Consider the following 15,438-nt stretch of genomic DNA (forward strand, 5'->3'; position numbering starts at 1 on the left):
TTTATGCGTTCTCCTTTATAATTTCGTCCAGATTTTTCCCGATCAGCTCCATGGTCCGGAAAAAGACCTCCTGATCGGCCGGCTCCACATGGTCCAGCAGGCGCTTGAAAAAGGCATTCTGCACCACACGCCCCTTGCGGATGATCGGGTCTGCCTTGCCGGTGCAGAGAAGCTTCGTTTTGCGGCGGTCGCCGACCACAGCGTACCGTTCCAGATACCCTTCCTGCACCAGCCTATCCACATTCATGGAGACGAGGTTCGCCTTGATATGCCGCACCTCCACGATGTCCCGGGCCGTTTTATAGTCCGGGTTGTTGGCGAGGAACAGCAGGATGTCCAGCGCCGTCTGCGACAGGCCAAGCTCCTGACACAGCGGCTTGCAGACGGCATTGTACGCCTGCGCGGTCTTGATGGAAAATTCGATATTCGGGTTCACAGCAGGTCTGTCCTTTCATCTTTGAATGATTCATTTTTGAAGTATTATAGTGCAGATGAGGGGAGTTGTCAAGGGGGGAACTCCCTCAGTCGCGGCTTACGCCGCGCCAGCTCCCCCGAAGGGGGAGCTTTTTGTCATCTTCCGGTTAGCACAAATAAAGCTCCCCCTTCGGGGGAGCTGGCGAACGCAGTGAGCCTGAGAGGGTTCTTCCCGCCGCGCGGCTGTTTCCGCAGGAAATCAGCGCGGCAGATGCTGTTTTCCTCCACGACCCCACCCGTGAAAACGCAATGCCGGGCGGTCCGCAGACCGCCCGGCATTGCTCTATTATAAGTAATTTTTCCGCTGAATATGCGCAGAGCAGCGCGGAGCGCATTCCAATCGTTTTTCTCAGAACAGCGCCACAGCCGCCAGACGCACCAGCAAAGCGCACAGCCATGCCACGGCGCACTGGTTCACCACCATGATGACCGCCCACTTGTTGCCCAGCTCCCGCTTGACCGAGGCCACTGCCGCGATGCAGGGGGTGTACAGCAGGCAGAACACCAGCAGGGGAGCCGCCTGCGCCGGGGTGAGGGCCGCCGACAGCGCAACTTCGGAGCCAAAGAGGATGAGTAGCGAGGACACCACGCTCTCCTTTGCCATGAAGCCGGTGATGAGGGCGGTGGAGATGCGCCAGTCCGCAAAGCCCAAAGGCCCGAACAGCGGGGCGATGTCGCCCGCAATGCGGGCAAGGATGCTGGCCTGCGGGTCGGCGGTCAACCGCAGCTGCAGGTCAAAGTTCTGCAAAAACCAGATGACGATGGTGGCCGCAAAGATCACCGTGAAGGCCTTCTGCAAAAAGTCCCGGGCCTTTTCCCACAGCAGCTGTGCCACGTTTTTCAGGCCGGGCAGGCGGTAGTTGGGCAGCTCCATGACAAAGGGCACCGCCTCGCCCTTGAACACCGTGCTCTTGAGCAGCAGTGCCGCCAGCACGCCCACCGCGATGCCGGTAAAGTACAGCAGCACCATCACAAGGCCCGCATACTGCGGGAAGAATGCCGCCGCAAACAGGCTGTAGATGGGCAGCTTTGCCGAGCAGCTCATGAACGGGGTGAGTAGGATGGTCATTTTGCGGTCGCGCTCCGAGGGCAGGGTGCGGCTTGCCATGACGCCGGGCACCGTGCAGCCAAAGCCGATGAGCATGGGCACGATGCTGCGGCCCGAAAGGCCGATGCGGCGCAGCAGCTTATCCATCACAAAAGCCACGCGGGCCATGTAACCGGTATCCTCCAGCATAGAGAGGAAGAAGAACAGCACCACGATGATGGGCAGAAAGCTCAGCACGCTGCCCACGCCGGTAAAGACGCCGTCGATGAGCAGGGAGTGCACCGCCGCGTTGACGTTCCAGTTGGTAAGCGCCGTGTCCACGATGCCGGTCAGGGCGTCGATGCCCGTTTCCATCAGGTTCTGGAAGAACAGGCCGATGACGTTGAAGGTGAGGAAGAACACCAGACCCATGATGGCGATAAAGGCCGGGATGGCGGTGTATTTGCCGGTGAGGAATTTGTCGATGCGGTTGGAGCGCAGCTGCTCTTTGCTTTCGTGGGGCTTGACCACCGTCTTGGCCACCAGCTCCTGAATGAAGGAGAACCGCATATCCGCAATGGCGGCGGCGCGGTCCAGCCCGCGCTCCTGCTCCATCTGCACGATGATATGCTCGATCATCTCTTTTTCGTTCTGATCCAGCTTCAGGGCTTCCTCGATGCGCTGGTCGCCCTCCACCAGCTTGGTGGCGGCAAACCGCACCGGAATGCCCGCCGCCTTAGCGTGGTCCTCGATCAGGTGGATGATGCCGTGGATGCAGCGGTGCACCGCGCCGCCGTGGTCGTCCTCACTGCAGAAATCCATGCGGCCGGGCCGCTCCTGATACTTTGCCACATGAAGGGCATGGTCTACCAGCTCATCCACGCCCTCATTCTTGGCGGCAGAGATGGGAATGACCGGGATGCCCAGCATGGCCTCCATCTTGTTGATGCGCACCGTGCCGCCGTTGCCGCGCACCTCGTCCATCATGTTCAGCGCCAGCACCATGGGGGTGTCCAGCTCCATGAGCTGCATGGTCAGGTAGAGGTTGCGCTCGATGTTGGTGGCATCCACGATATTGATGATGCCGGTGGGCTTTTCGCCGATGATGAATTGGCGGGTGACGATCTCCTCGCTGGAATAGGGGGACATGGAGTAGATGCCCGGCAGGTCGGTGACCTCAGTCTCCGGGTGGCCCTTGATGGCACCGCTCTTGCGGTCCACCGTCACGCCCGGGAAATTGCCCACATGCTGGTTGGAACCGGTGAGCTGGTTGAACAGGGTGGTCTTGCCGCAGTTCTGGTTGCCAGCCAGCGCAAAGGTGAGGGTCCTGTCCTCGGGCAGGGGATTCTCCCCCTTTTTAATGTGGTATTTTCCGCCCTCGCCAAGGCCGGGGTGATCCACCATTTTATCATCTGCTGGAGCTGCCGACATTGCCGGGGCCTTTTCGGTGGGGGTGATGCCGATCTGCGCGGCATCGTCCAGCCGGAGGGTCAGCTCATAGCCATGGATGCGCAGCTCCATGGGGTCGCCCATGGGTGCCAGCTTGACCAGCGTGACCTCCACCCCCGGGATCAGGCCCATATCCAGAAAATGCTGGCGCAGTGCACCGCTGCCGCCGACGGTATCCACAACAGCGCTTTTTCCGATCTGCAATTCTTTTAATGTCATAAGATCGACCTTCTCATTTTATCCACTGTCAACGTGTGTTAGTTTGTGTTAACAATAGTAATATAGGCTAACTTTGCGCGGTTGTCAATAGATAAAATGGTGAAGGTTTAACTCCCCCAGTCTGCTGCGCAGACAGCCCCCTCTGGGATGGGGCCTTTGGCATAGCGGGAAAGTTTGCAGCTAAAACGCAAAGCCTGCAGGCACGCCAGAGGCTCCCTCTCCGAGGAATCTGGCAAAACCGTCAGGTTTTGGCTGAGGGAGCTCACGCAAAAAAGCCGTGCACCCTCTTTTTCAGAGAATGCACGGCTTTGGAGGTTTATGCGTTTACTTCACGGTGTGGTAGCCATCGGGGTTGTTCTTCTGCCAGTTCCAGCTGTCGGCACACATTTCCTCAATGCCGTATTCCGCCACCCAGCCAAGCTCGTTCTTTGCCTTGGTGGGGTCTGCATAGCACTCGGCAATGTCGCCGGGGCGGCGCGGGTCGATCACATAGGGGATCTCCTTACCGCAGGCCTTGGAGAATGCGTGGATCACATCCAGCACGCTGTAGCCCTTGCCAGTGCCCAGATTGCAGATGAACAGGCCGCAGTTCGTTTCCAGCTTCTTGATGGCGCACACATGGCCGCGGGCCAGATCCACCACGTGGATGTAGTCGCGCACGCCGGTGCCGTCCGGGGTGGGATAGTCGTTGCCAAAGACATGCACCTTTTCCAGCTTGCCCACGGCCACCTTGGCGATGTAGGGCATGAGGTTATTGGGGATGCCGTTGGGGTCCTCGCCGATGAGGCCGGACTTGTGCGCACCAATGGGGTTGAAGTAGCGCAGCAGGGCCACGTTCAGGCTGGGGTCTGCCTTGCACACATCCTGCAGGATGCGCTCGGTGAACACCTTGGTCGTGCCGTAGGGGTTGGTGGTGGCACCGGTGGGGAAGTCCTCGGTGATGGGCACGCTGGCGGGGTCGCCATAGACGGTTGCGGAAGAGCTGAACACGAAGTTGTGGCAGTTGTGATGGCGCATCACGTCCAGAATGACCAGCGTGCAGTTGAGGTTGTTGTAATAGTATTCAATGGGCTTGGAAACACTCTCGCCCACGGCCTTGTAGGCTGCAAACTGGATCACAGCAGTAATGTCCGGGCACTCAGAGAAGATGTGCTCCACATCCTCGTGCTTGGTCATATCTGCCTTGTAAAAGCGGAAGTCCTTGCCGGTGATCTGCTTGATGCGGTCCAGCACCACCGGAGATGCATTGTAATAGTTATCTGCCACAACAACGTCGTAGCCAGCGTTCAGCAGTTCGATGCAGGTGTGGCTGCCGATATAACCGGCGCCGCCGGAAACCAAAATTGCCATAGCCTAGTACCTCTCTCACTCATTTACATTACAGTTGATGCCGGCATTCCCCGGCCTTGCCTAAAGAATACCGCTTTTATGGCTCAGAATCAAGGGATGCGTCTTCTATTTAGATGAATTTTTGTTGCATCTTTGTTTTTGAGGTTTTGATTTAAAAACGTTTTTTTGTATTTTGTCATGGATAAAAGGCACGGTTTGTGCAAAACATAGAAATGGGGACGGGAGAACCCTCTCAGTCACGGCTTACGCCGTGCCAGATTCCCCCTTTGGGGGAGCTGGCTGCGACCATCGGGAGCAGACTGAGAGGGTTGTCGCCGTAGGCGACTGGGGAAGTTCTCCTCCTGCCACGCAAAAAACGTCTGCCGGAGCAGACGTTTTTGTGTGGTGCATCATTTTTTACAATTTTCCGCACTGCTTGCCGGTGAAAAAGCGCAGGGTGGTGGTGGCGCGGAACACCTTGCCTGCCCGCAGCACTGTGGTGGGGAACTCCGGGTGGGAAGGGCTGCAGGGGTAGTGCTGGGTCTCCAGCGCAAAGCCGCCGTACTTCTGCATGGGCACGCCGCCCTTGCCGGGGGTGGGGCAGTCCTGCAAAAAGTTTCCGGTGTACAACTGGATGCCCGGCTGGGTGGTGTACAGCTTCATGCTGATGCCGGTCTTTTCACTGGTGACCCATGCGCAGATGCTCTGGCTGGAGCCGCGGGCGCGGTCGATCACAAAGCAGTGGTCGTAGCCACCGCCCACCATGGTGGTCTGGGCAAAGCCGGTATCGATATCCCGGCCAATGAGCTTTCCCTCGGTAAAATCCATGGGGGTGTTTGCCACCGGCAGAATGGCACCGGTGGGGCAGGTCTGATTGTTGCCTTCCAGATAGTTGGAGGCATAGATGCGCAGCTTCTGGCCCAGAACATCGCCCTCACCATTCAGGTTGAAGTAGCTGTGGTTCGTGAGGTTCACGATGGTATCCGCATCCGAAGAGACGCGGTAATCCATGCGGAAGGTATTGTCCTCCGTAAGGGTGTAGCGCACCGCCAGCTTCAGGTTGCCGGGGAAGCCGTCCTCGCCGTCCGGGCTTTCGGCCTCCATCAGCAGGGTGTCGCCAAAGGCCTTCACCCGGTACAGCTTACGGGAGAAGCAGCCGTGCAGGTGGTTGGGGCCGTTGTTTGCTTCCAGCTGATAGGTCTTGCCGCCCACGCTGAAGGTGGCATTCTCGATGCGGTTTGCATAGCGGCCCACGAACGCGCCGCAGCAGGTGCTGCCGGAGGACGTGAAGTCATCCTCATAATCTGCCATGGTGTCGTGGCCCAGCACGACATCCACCGGGCCGTTCTTGGCCGGAACGATGATGTTTTTAATGATGCATCCGTAGTCCAGAACGCTCACCGTCAGGCCGCCGGGGTTGGAAAGGATGTACTCTGTAACATTTGCGCCCTGTTTGGTCACACCGAAGGGCTTGGAGCGGATCTGTGCCATTGGGCATTCGCCTCCTCAGATTTTACTCGGACATACAGTCAGGCAGACTTCCACTGTATTCTATCTTATTTATGATTATATCACAGTTTTATATCTTTGTGGGGAACGGATTTTAGAATTTGCATCCAATTTTTCCAGCTATTTTTTGTTGAAATTATTCAGTTGGCGGGGCATGTAACCGGAAAGAGGAGCTTCCCGCGCAGAGCGTTTTCGCGTGGATCAAGTTTCATGCCTTTTGTAAAAAGCATTACCGCCGGGTACGTTCTCTTTTGCGTGCCAAAAGAGAACCAGAAAAGCACCCGCTACTTTCGAGGCGCGGGAGGCACGAACTAGGGGCTGCTCGCCCCTAGTAACCCCAAAGCAGAAAGGCTCCATACAAAAAATCCAAGTCGCTCCGCTAGAGGATTTTTTGTGTTGCGCCGATTTTGAGTCGCTGCGCGACGGCGGTACGCCGACAGCAGCAGATGCCGCTTCCCGTTACGACCTTTCCCGTGAAAACGCAATGCCGGGCGGTCCGCAGACCGCCCGGCATTGCTCTATTATAAATAATTCTTCCGCTGATGATACGCAAAGCAAAGCGGCGCGCATTCTAAATCGTCATGCTGTCGTCAGGCTTCCGGCTGTGCCGTGCCCGCAGACTTCTGCGCCGCAATGAACTCGGCTGCATCGTCCGGAATGTCGTCCAAATCATCGTCGCTGCCAACATCCACGTTGAGCGGCGGCTTCTTGAACAGGATATCGTACAGCACCGGAACGATATACAGGGTCATCAGGGTGGCGTAGCTCAGGCCGCAGATGATGACGATGGCCATGCCGCTCATCAGCTGGCTTGCCATATCGCCGCTGAACACCAGCTGCAGCATAGCCAGCACGGTGGTCAGGGTGGTCATGAGGATGGGGCGCATACGGGTCTTGCCGGTAGCCACCAGCGCAGCGCGGCGCTCCATGCCGCCAATGCGCAGCTGGTTTGCATAGTCCACGAACACGATGCCGTTGTTGACAACAGTGCCCATCAGCACGATGAAGCCCATCAGGGAGATCATGGTGAGCTGCTGGCCGGTGATCAGCAGGCCCAGCAGGCCGCCGGTAAAGGCCAGCGGCACCGTGAACAGCACGATGAAGGGGGACAGCAGGCTCTGGAACTGTGCCACCATGACCAGATATACAAAGGGCAGGGCCAGAGCCATCCACTGCACCATTTCGTTCACCATGTAGTCGGTGCCCTCGGTCTCGCCGCCCAGCGTGGTGCTGCAGCCCTCCGGCATCTCACCGCTGGCCGCGTACTCATCCAGCTTCTTCTGCAGCACGCGGGACTGCACCATGGTGTTGTAGCCCTTCAGCGTATCTGCCGTAACGGTGACAAACTCGGTCTGGTTCTCGCTGGTAATGGCATCCGGTGCGGTGCCGGTGGTCCAGCTGGCGATATCGTTCAGGGTGCAGGTACCATTGGTCACTGTGCCGTCTGCCGACATTTCGGTGGTCTCAAAGGTAAGCTCCATCATGTTTTCCTTGGTGACGGGGTCCAGATTGTCCGTGATCTGGACATCCATGGTGGTGCCGTTCACCGTGACGGGGGTCTGGGCGGTGGCGGTGGTGGTGAGCTTTGCCGCGATCTGCTGGTACACCTGCGCAACGGTCAGGCCGTAGGCGCGCACCTTGTCGCGGTCCACCTTCAGGATAATGGTGGCATCGCCGCTGCCAAGGCCGTTGTCCGCATTGGCAAAGCCCTCGGTATCGTTGACGATCTCCATTACCTTCTCGGAAACGGTGGTCAGCGTTTCCGGATCCTTGCCGTAGACCTTGACCGACAGGCCGGTGGCCAGCTGGCTGGTCAGATCATCGGTCATGCCATACAGCTTGACCTCAGCGGTGCAATTCTCGATCTGGGACACTGCATCCTCCATGGCCTGCCGGGTCTTTTCCACCTCACGGGAGGAAAGGCTCTTGCTCATCATAACGTTGATCTTGTATCTGCCGTAGGCATTGGCGGAGTTCAGGATATCGGTAATGGCGGTGGGCAGGCCCAGCTGGCTGATATCCAGACCGGCCATGCTGGTGTCGAGGGTGATGCCCACCTCTTCCACGTTTTCTACATTCAGGGCCACCTCTGCCACCTGACCCGCAATGGCATAGGATTCCTCCTTGGTCAGGCCGTCGGCGGTGGACAGGGTGATCTGCGCCTCGTTGCTGGTGATACTGGGCAGCAGCTCCACGCCCATGTTCAGCACCTGCCAGCCGCTGAACACCAGCAGCACCACCGCCGCGATCAGGGGCAGGGCACGGTGCTGCAGGCACCATTCCAGACTATGGGCATACTTTTCCTGCACCTTTTCAAACCAGGCAAGGCGCTTGGGTTCAGCTTTTTTCAGCACAGTAGAGGATGCCGCCGGGACCACCGTGAGCGCCACGATGAGGGAGGCCATCAGGCAGTAACCGATGCACAGGGACATGGGCATCATCAGACTGCGCACAATGCTGGCCGAGAACACCACCGGCAGGAACACGCACACCGAGGTAAGGGTGGAGGCCACCACCGACATGCCCACCTGTTTTGTGCCCTGCACGGCAGCGCGGGCCGCAGGCACGCCGCGGCTGCGCAGACGGTAGACGTTCTCAATGACGACCACCGAGTTATCCACCAGCATACCAATGCCGAGGGAAAGGCCGGCCAGGGTCATCACGTTCAGGTCCAGCCCGGTAAAGTACATGAGCACCACCGCGAACAGAACGGACAGCGGGATGCTGATGCCGACCACGAGGGTGGGCTTGATATCCTTCAGGAAGATAGCCAGCACGATGATGGCCAGTGCAGCGCCCACCACCATGCTGGTGAGGATGCTGTTGATGACGATGGTGATGTAGTTGCCCTGATTGGACAGCACCACCATGTGCAGGCCGTCGTATTGTTTTTCCAGCTCTTTAAATGCGGTCAGGCAGTTGTCGGAGACCTCGCCTGCACTGGAAGTGGCATTCTTATAGATTTTGAGGATGGATGCCTTTTCGCCGTTCAGGCGGGTGTAGCTGTCGGCGGAGTTATCAATGACCTCCACATCCGCCACATCAGAAAGGCGCACGTCGCCGTAGCCCTCCACATGCAGCAGCAGGGCACCGCTGATATCCTTCACACTGTTGTACTCTTCGCCGACTTTCAGCAGCCAGGACTCGCCGTCCTGATCCTGCACGTAACCGGCCGGCATGGAGAAGTTCTGGGCATAGATGAGCTGCGCCAGCGTTTCAATGTCCAGCTGCTTTGTCACATCGGCCTGTGCCAGAGCGTTGGTCTTGGCCGTCTCGTACTCTGCCTTGGCAGCCTCCAGCTGCTTTTCGTACTCGTTCAGCATTTCACGCGCTTCGGTGAACTGCATATAGGCGTTGAGCTGCTGCTGGGAGAAGCTGCCCAGTGCGCCGGAGAACTCGGTCATCAGCTGGGGCACATTGTCCATGGCCTTGATGGTGCTTTCCAGCGTGTTATAGACCACATTCAGGCTTTCCTGCAGCTGCATCTCATTGGCAAGATCCTCTGCGGTGCTGCCTTCGGAGCCGGTCTCGGTGTTCACGCGCTCCTGCAGTTTCTGCAGGGCGGTAGTGAGCTTATCGGTAATGGTGCGCAGCTCAGCCACAATATCGATCAGAGAGTCGATATCCCGCATACCGGTCTCGTTGAACTTGTCCATGACCTTCTGCAGACCGTCGCGCACCTCGATCAGGGCCTGCTGGATCTCAGGCTCCTTGACCACAGCGATCAGGCTGTTCACGCTCTCCAGAAGAGCCTGCGCCTGCGCGCGCACCGTTTCCACTGCGGCGCCCACCTCGGTGCTCATCTGGCTCATGACCGAGTTGGACACCGTATTGCCAAAGTTTTTCAGCTGCTTTTCGTATTCCTTGCGTCCGGCGGTGATCTGTGCCTCGGCGCTTTCCAGCTGGGAGCGGGCTTCAGCCAGCTGGGTATCGATCAGTTCCAGCAGCTTTGCGTTGATCTCGTCGATCTTATCCTGATTGAGCTGCACCTGCACCAGCTTTTCCACCAGACCGCTGGACGAAACGCTGGACACACCGCCCTTGCGCTGCACTTCCGGCACAAGGGTGTTCTGGATAAACTCAGAAAGCTCGTACTGGTCGGCACCTTCGCGGCTGACAGCCACCGTCATGAAAGCGTTCATGTTCAGGCTGTACTCAATGATGGAGGGGGTCAGGCAGGTGCTGGGCAGGTCGCTTTTGGCCTGATCCAGCTTGTTGGACACCTTGACCAGCGCGCTGTTCATATCCGTATCCTCGGTAAACTCCATCAGCAGCAGGCTGTAGTTTTCTGCCGATGTTGCGGTGATCTTGGACACGCCCGGCACTGTGAGCGAGTTCTGCAGCACATCCGAGACCTCGCTCTCCACGCGCTCCGGGCTTGCGCCGGGATACACGGTGACCACCATCAGATACGGTGTGTTCACGTTGGGCAGCAGGTTCGTATCCATCTTTGTGACCGCCACAAAGCCCAGGATCAGGATCATGACCACTGCAACCAGCACCGTAAACGGCTTTTTGACACTGAATTTTTCCATTTTCTCCTACCGTTTCTCTGCCTTGCCGCAAAGCAGGACAGCTGCTTTCCCTGCGGGAAAGGCTACACTTCAACATTTTTATTATACACGCAAGCCCCCGCCTTGCAAGAGCGGGGTGGGATTCTTTTGCGATTCTTTGGATACTTTCGCAAGATTTTAACATTTGCCGTTCCGTTTTTCCATTTTCCGGCTGCGGGTGCGACCAAATTCGGTCAGTCTTCCTTTATGGATACGCGGCAGCAGGGCAGATTGTTGCACCTTTTTAAAATTTTTCTGCCGAAGCGCCAGAGCCGCTTTTTGTTTTTTGCGTGGAAATGTGCATTTGAATATGTTATACTAGAGTACAGAATGGATCAGCAGGCTCTTTTTCGGGCCTTATCCTATAGATTCGACCGATAAAAACGAGGAACACTATGAAAAAAGTCATTTCCGTCCGTTTCAAAGAGAACGGCAAAAGCTATTATTTTGATCCCGCCGGGGCCGACATCAAAACCGGCGAATATGTGATCGTGGAGACCGCCCGCGGCATTGAGTGCGGCGAGGTGGTGCAGGGCGTGAGGGAGATCGCCGATGCGGCAGTGCCCAAGGCCCTCAAGCCCATTACCCGCATGGCCGACAGCGTGGATATCCGCCGGATGCGCCAGAACCGTGAGGACGAAAAGCGCGCCTACCGCACCTGTCAGGAGTGCATTTCCCGCCATGGCCTGGAAATGAAGCTTGTGGAGGCCGAGTATACCCTAGACCGCTCCAAGATCATGTTCTACTTTACCGCCGATGGCCGCGTGGACTTCCGCGAGCTGGTCAAGGATCTGGCCGGTATCTTCCACACCCGCATCGAGCTGCGCCAGATCGGCGTGCGGGACGAGAGCAAGATGATCGGCGGCCTTGGCATCTGCGGCCAGCCCTTCTGCTGCAGCCGCTTTTTAAAGGACTTCCAGCCCGTCTCCATCAAGATGGCCAAGGAGCAGGGCCTTTCGCTGAACCCCACCAAGATCAGCGGTGCCTGCGGCCGGCTGATGTGCTGCCTTGCCTACGAGGAAAGCGCCTACGAGTACCTGAACAGCATCATGCCCATGGTGGGCAGCACCGTGCGCACGCCGGACGGTCTTGGCACCGTGCTGGAGGTGAACCCGGTTTCCGGCTATCTGCGGGTGCGCTGCGGCACCGAGAGCCTTTCGCCCCGTTACTATAAGGTGGGCGTGTGCGAATATATCAGCGGCGGCAAGCGTGCGCCCCGCCGCCCGGACCCGGACGACGATTACTCCGGCGTGCGCAACCCGGCCCCGGTGGTGGCTTCCTCCGACGATGGCGAAAAGCGCTGCGCGGGCGGCGGCTGCGCCCGGAAGCGCGCTGCCGAAAAGGAGTGAGGGACGCGCCGGAAGTTCTGAGGGGTTAGTCTGCTAAAACTAACTGTTCTTCGTGATTTTTGCCAAAAAACTCCTGCAAATTTGGCCATAAGTTAGCCTGTGCTTTTGTGCAACCCAACAAAAAACAGACTTTTGTGTTTTTCGGGTCACGGTTAGTCTTGCCTTTTCTCACCTGCTTTGTTAAAATGCAGGCAAGGATATGATTTCCGGAGAGACATGCACAGCCGTGCCATACATGACTCTTCATACAATACTTCGGGCACGGAGATAAAAAGGAGAGTTTATTATGGCACACAAGGTTTCTGACGCATGTGTTGGCTGCGGCGCTTGCGAGGGCGCTTGCCCGGTTGGCGCTATCACCGTTGATGGTGTTGCTTCTGTGAACGCAGACGCTTGCATCGACTGCGGCGCTTGCGAGGGTGCTTGCCCCACCGGTGCTATCACTGCTGAATAATTTTAGCAGCTGCACAAAAAACGCATCAAAAGCAGCAGGCCTGTCCAAAGCAGGTCTGCTGCTTTTTTGTTTTGCAGTAATTCGCACAAATTCCCCGAGCAATTCCACGCATTTTTTTGAGAGGGTACGGCACACTTATCTATGGAACATTCTACCGAAGTCTTGTATAATAGAACTATGGTTTATTGCTCGCCGGAGCATCGTTTTGGCTCCGACGCGCTGCTGCTGGCCCGTTTCTGTGAGCCAAAGCGCGCCCAGAAGGCCGCAGACCTGTGCTCCGGCTGCGGCATCGTGGCGCTGGAATGGCACGACCGCGGCCACCGCGGCCCCTGCATGGGGCTGGAGCTGCAGCCCGAGGGCAGCGCTCTGCTTTCCGCTGCGGTGCAGGAGCAGGACATCGGGCACATTGAGCCTGTCTGTGCCGACCTGCGCGCTTTCCGGCAGGGCGAGGGCAGTTTTGACGTGTGTGCGTGCAATCCGCCCTATTTCACGGATGGGCCCCAAAGCCAAAACGCAGCCCACGCCCTTGCTCGGCACGAGAACACCTGCACACTGGACGATGTGTGCCAGTGTGCGTTCCGCCTTTTGAAGGACGGCGGGCGCTTTGCGCTGTGCCACCGGCCGGAACGACTGGCGGAGGTGCTGGCGGTGCTGCGGGCCAACCGGCTGGAGCCGAAGCGGCTGGCCTTTGTAAAGAACAAGGCGGACGGCGCGCCATGGCTCTTCCTTGTGGAAGCGCAGAAGAACCGCAAGACCGGCCTGCGGGTGGAGCCGGATGTGTTGATCAGCGCCGGTGCGGCGTTATATGGGAGGTAAACTATGGCAGGAACTCTTTATATCGTGGCAACGCCCATCGGCAATCTGGACGATATGCCGCCGCGCGTAGCGGCCACCTTTGGCGCGGCAGACTTTATTGCCGCCGAGGACACCCGTGTGACCATGAAGCTGCTGAACTTTCTGGGCCTGAAAAAGCCCATGGTCAGCTACTATGAGCACGCCCTGCAGAAGGGTGAGGGCATCCTGCGCCGCATTGAAGCAGGCGAGAGCTGTGCCCTGTGCAGTGATGCGGGCATGCCCTGCGTCTCCGACCCGGGCGAGGTGATCGTGCGGGACGCACTGGCCCGGGGCATCAAAGTGGTGCCTGTGCCGGCGGCTTCCGCCTGCGTCACAGCGCTGGCCGTGTCCGGGCAGGACACCTCCCGCTGGGTGTTCGAGGGCTTTCTGCCCGTGAACCGCAAGCAGAAAAAAGAGCGGCTGGCTGCGCTTTTGCAGGAAAAGCGCACCACCATCTTTTACGAAGCGCCCCACAAGCTGCGCACCACGCTGGACGATCTGGCCAATGCCTTTGGCGCAGACCGCAGCATCACTCTGTGCCGGGAGCTGACAAAGCTGCACGAGGATATCTGGAAGACTACCCTCGGCGAGGCGGTGGAGCACTACAAGACCAACGAGCCGCGCGGCGAGTATGTGCTGGTGATGGCCGGTGCGCCGGAGACCGCCGACCCGGAGCAGGAGCTGACGCTGGAGCAGGCAGCGCATCGGGCGCTGGAGCTGACCGGGCAGGGCTTTGGCCCCACCGCCGCAGCCAAGGCGGCGGCACAGGGCACACCTTATTCTAAAAGCGAAGTGTACAAGCAGCTGCTGGTATTGCAACAGGGCCAGCAGGCTGGTGAATGACAGCATCTCAGGTAAATGGTAATAGAGGAGGACCCCTTTTGTGACAAAGCTTCTGGTTTTGAGCGACAGCCACGGCGGACGTGCCGCCATTGAGCGCGTGCTGATGAAAGAGAGCAAAAGCATCGATGCCCTGATCTTTCTGGGCGATGGCCTGCGGGATCTGGAACTGGCTCTGACGCTGTACCCCAAGCTGCGGGCCTACTCGGTGGCGGGCAACTGCGATTACGGTGCACTGGAACCCACCGACGGCCTTGCCGCCTTTGACGGCGTGGTGATCTTTTACACTCACGGTCATATGTACGGTGTGAAATACGATCTGGATACGCTGGCAGATGCCGCATCTGCCCGGGGTGCCGAGGTGGCGCTGTTCGGCCACACCCACATCCCCCATGCAGAGACCCGCAGCAAGGTGTTTTTGTTCAACCCCGGCTCCTGCGGCCGGTGTTACACCGGGCCGGACACCTACGGCATCCTGACGCTGGACGAAGGCAAAGTGACTGCCTATGAACATAAAGAGGTACCCAAACAATGAGCATCAATGAGGTGCGCTATCTGCCGGAATGCGGCAGCACCAACGCTTACGTGAAGGAGCATTTTGAAGAGTTCGGCCCGGTGGGTGCGGTGTATACCGAGAACCAGACCGCAGGCCGCGGCCGTCTGGGCCGCAGCTGGGTGAACGCCGAGGGCAAGGCCCTGTATTATACGGCAGCCATCCGGGAACCGCTGGCCCAGCCTGCCACCCTGCCGCTGCTGGCAAGCCTTGCCGTGCGCACCCAGCTCAAGCTGCGCTACGGCGTGGACTGCCAGATCAAGTGGCCCAACGACCTTCTGCTCAACGGCAAAAAGATCGTGGGCATCCTGTGCGAGAGTGTGAGCTACGGCTACCAGCAGCAGGGCCGGGGCATTTTGTGCGGCATCGGCATCAATCTGGCCCAGCCGCAGAGCTACTTTGATGCCGCCGGTCTGCCCAATGGCACCTCGCTGGCGCTGCAGGGCGCAAAGGTGGATCTTTCCACCGACCCCACATGGCTGGCCGAGGGCCTGACCGACTTTGGCTTTGACCGCAACATGTATGTGTTTGCCCGCGATGGCTTTGCACCCTTCCGGGAGGAATACAAGGCCGCCTGCGTCAATCTGGGCCGCCGGGTCACCTTCGACCTGCCGGACGGCGGGCAGGGTGCAGGCGAAGCCGTCGATGTGGACGAAGAGGGCCGTCTGGTGGTGCGCACCGACAGCGGCGAAGTGCACGTTTTTACCGGCGAAGTATCGGTGCACGGCATCTATGGGGCCGTGTAAAAGCACTCTTTATAATATATGAGCGTCCCGGGAATTTTCCTCGGCTGGTTCAGTCGAGGAAAGACCCGGGGCTTTTTTCAGCTTTGTCCAAGGCCCGCCGAA

11 protein-coding genes are annotated in these 15,438 nt (G+C 58.5%); 6 read left to right on the forward strand and 5 right to left on the reverse strand.

Annotation, left to right across the window (positions count from 1 at the left end; all coding sequences use genetic code 11):
* Window position 1: 1 nt before the first annotated feature.
* The 5 genes from QZL71_RS04680 to QZL71_RS04700 form a co-directional block, all read right to left on the reverse strand.
* The gene (locus tag QZL71_RS04680) at window positions 2-436 is read right to left on the reverse strand and encodes a MarR family winged helix-turn-helix transcriptional regulator (protein WP_294647983.1); all 435 of its coding nucleotides are present in this window, start codon (window positions 434-436) and stop codon (window positions 2-4) included.
* A gap of 387 nt (window positions 437-823) precedes the next feature.
* On the reverse strand, window positions 824-3,169 hold the full coding sequence (gene feoB / locus QZL71_RS04685) for a ferrous iron transport protein B (RefSeq protein WP_294647987.1): 2,346 nt from the start codon (window positions 3,167-3,169) through the stop codon (window positions 824-826).
* Between the two features lie 324 nt (window positions 3,170-3,493).
* The gene (galE, locus tag QZL71_RS04690; RefSeq protein WP_005937424.1) at window positions 3,494-4,519 is read right to left on the reverse strand and encodes a UDP-glucose 4-epimerase GalE; all 1,026 of its coding nucleotides are present in this window, start codon (window positions 4,517-4,519) and stop codon (window positions 3,494-3,496) included.
* Window positions 4,520-4,915: 396 nt separating this feature from the next.
* Entirely contained in the window at window positions 4,916-5,989 is a 1,074-nt protein-coding gene (locus QZL71_RS04695) for an aldose epimerase family protein (RefSeq protein WP_294647990.1), read from the reverse strand.
* A gap of 608 nt (window positions 5,990-6,597) precedes the next feature.
* Entirely contained in the window at window positions 6,598-10,542 is a 3,945-nt protein-coding gene (locus QZL71_RS04700; protein ID WP_294647991.1) for an efflux RND transporter permease subunit, read from the reverse strand.
* Between the two features lie 413 nt (window positions 10,543-10,955).
* Here QZL71_RS04700 and QZL71_RS04705 point away from each other — a divergent pair, with 413 nt between their 5' ends.
* The 6 genes from QZL71_RS04705 (at window position 10,956) to QZL71_RS04730 (ending at window position 15,336) form a co-directional block, all read left to right on the forward strand.
* A complete protein-coding gene (locus tag QZL71_RS04705; protein ID WP_154255968.1) occupies window positions 10,956-11,909 on the forward strand; it encodes a PSP1 domain-containing protein in 954 nt (317 codons plus the stop codon).
* A 286-nt stretch (window positions 11,910-12,195) separates the two neighbouring features.
* Complete coding sequence (locus tag QZL71_RS04710) at window positions 12,196-12,363, forward strand: DUF362 domain-containing protein (protein WP_005937576.1); 168 nt, start codon at window positions 12,196-12,198, stop codon at window positions 12,361-12,363.
* Window positions 12,364-12,504: 141 nt separating this feature from the next.
* Window positions 12,505-13,179, forward strand: a complete 675-nt coding sequence (locus QZL71_RS04715) for a tRNA1(Val) (adenine(37)-N6)-methyltransferase (RefSeq protein WP_223388446.1) — start codon at window positions 12,505-12,507, stop codon at window positions 13,177-13,179.
* A 3-nt stretch (window positions 13,180-13,182) separates the two neighbouring features.
* Window positions 13,183-14,040: a 16S rRNA (cytidine(1402)-2'-O)-methyltransferase gene (gene rsmI, locus QZL71_RS04720; RefSeq protein ID WP_120081296.1), complete on the forward strand. Its 858-nt coding sequence runs from the start codon at window positions 13,183-13,185 to the stop codon at window positions 14,038-14,040.
* A gap of 40 nt (window positions 14,041-14,080) precedes the next feature.
* On the forward strand, window positions 14,081-14,572 hold the full coding sequence (locus QZL71_RS04725) for a YfcE family phosphodiesterase (protein WP_223388447.1): 492 nt from the start codon (window positions 14,081-14,083) through the stop codon (window positions 14,570-14,572).
* Window positions 14,569-15,336 (forward strand): biotin--[acetyl-CoA-carboxylase] ligase, encoded by a 768-nt coding sequence (locus QZL71_RS04730; protein WP_294647993.1) that lies wholly within the window; start codon window positions 14,569-14,571, stop codon window positions 15,334-15,336. The genes QZL71_RS04725 and QZL71_RS04730 overlap by 4 nt, the downstream gene beginning before the upstream one ends.
* Window positions 15,337-15,438: the final 102 nt, after the last annotated feature.

The sequence above is a fragment of the uncultured Faecalibacterium sp. genome (assembly GCF_900066275.1).
Taxonomy (GTDB): domain Bacteria; phylum Bacillota; class Clostridia; order Oscillospirales; family Ruminococcaceae; genus Faecalibacterium; species Faecalibacterium taiwanense.

Bases quoted from the DNA above. Each gene is read 5' to 3' on its own strand.
- feoB (WP_294647987.1), bottom strand. From the start codon at position 3,169: ATGACATTAAAAGAATTGCAGATCGGAAAAAGCGCTGTTGTGGATACC.
- galE (WP_005937424.1), bottom strand. From the start codon at position 4,519: ATGGCAATTTTGGTTTCCGGCGGCGCCGGTTATATCGGCAGCCACACC.
- QZL71_RS04695 (WP_294647990.1), bottom strand. From the start codon at position 5,989: ATGGCACAGATCCGCTCCAAGCCCTTCGGTGTGACCAAACAGGGCGCA.
- QZL71_RS04700 (WP_294647991.1), bottom strand. From the start codon at position 10,542: ATGGAAAAATTCAGTGTCAAAAAGCCGTTTACGGTGCTGGTTGCAGTG.
- QZL71_RS04705 (WP_154255968.1), top strand. From the start codon at position 10,956: ATGAAAAAAGTCATTTCCGTCCGTTTCAAAGAGAACGGCAAAAGCTAT.
- QZL71_RS04710 (WP_005937576.1), top strand. From the start codon at position 12,196: ATGGCACACAAGGTTTCTGACGCATGTGTTGGCTGCGGCGCTTGCGAG.
- QZL71_RS04715 (WP_223388446.1), top strand. From the start codon at position 12,505: ATGGAACATTCTACCGAAGTCTTGTATAATAGAACTATGGTTTATTGC.
- rsmI (WP_120081296.1), top strand. From the start codon at position 13,183: ATGGCAGGAACTCTTTATATCGTGGCAACGCCCATCGGCAATCTGGAC.
- QZL71_RS04730 (WP_294647993.1), top strand. From the start codon at position 14,569: ATGAGCATCAATGAGGTGCGCTATCTGCCGGAATGCGGCAGCACCAAC.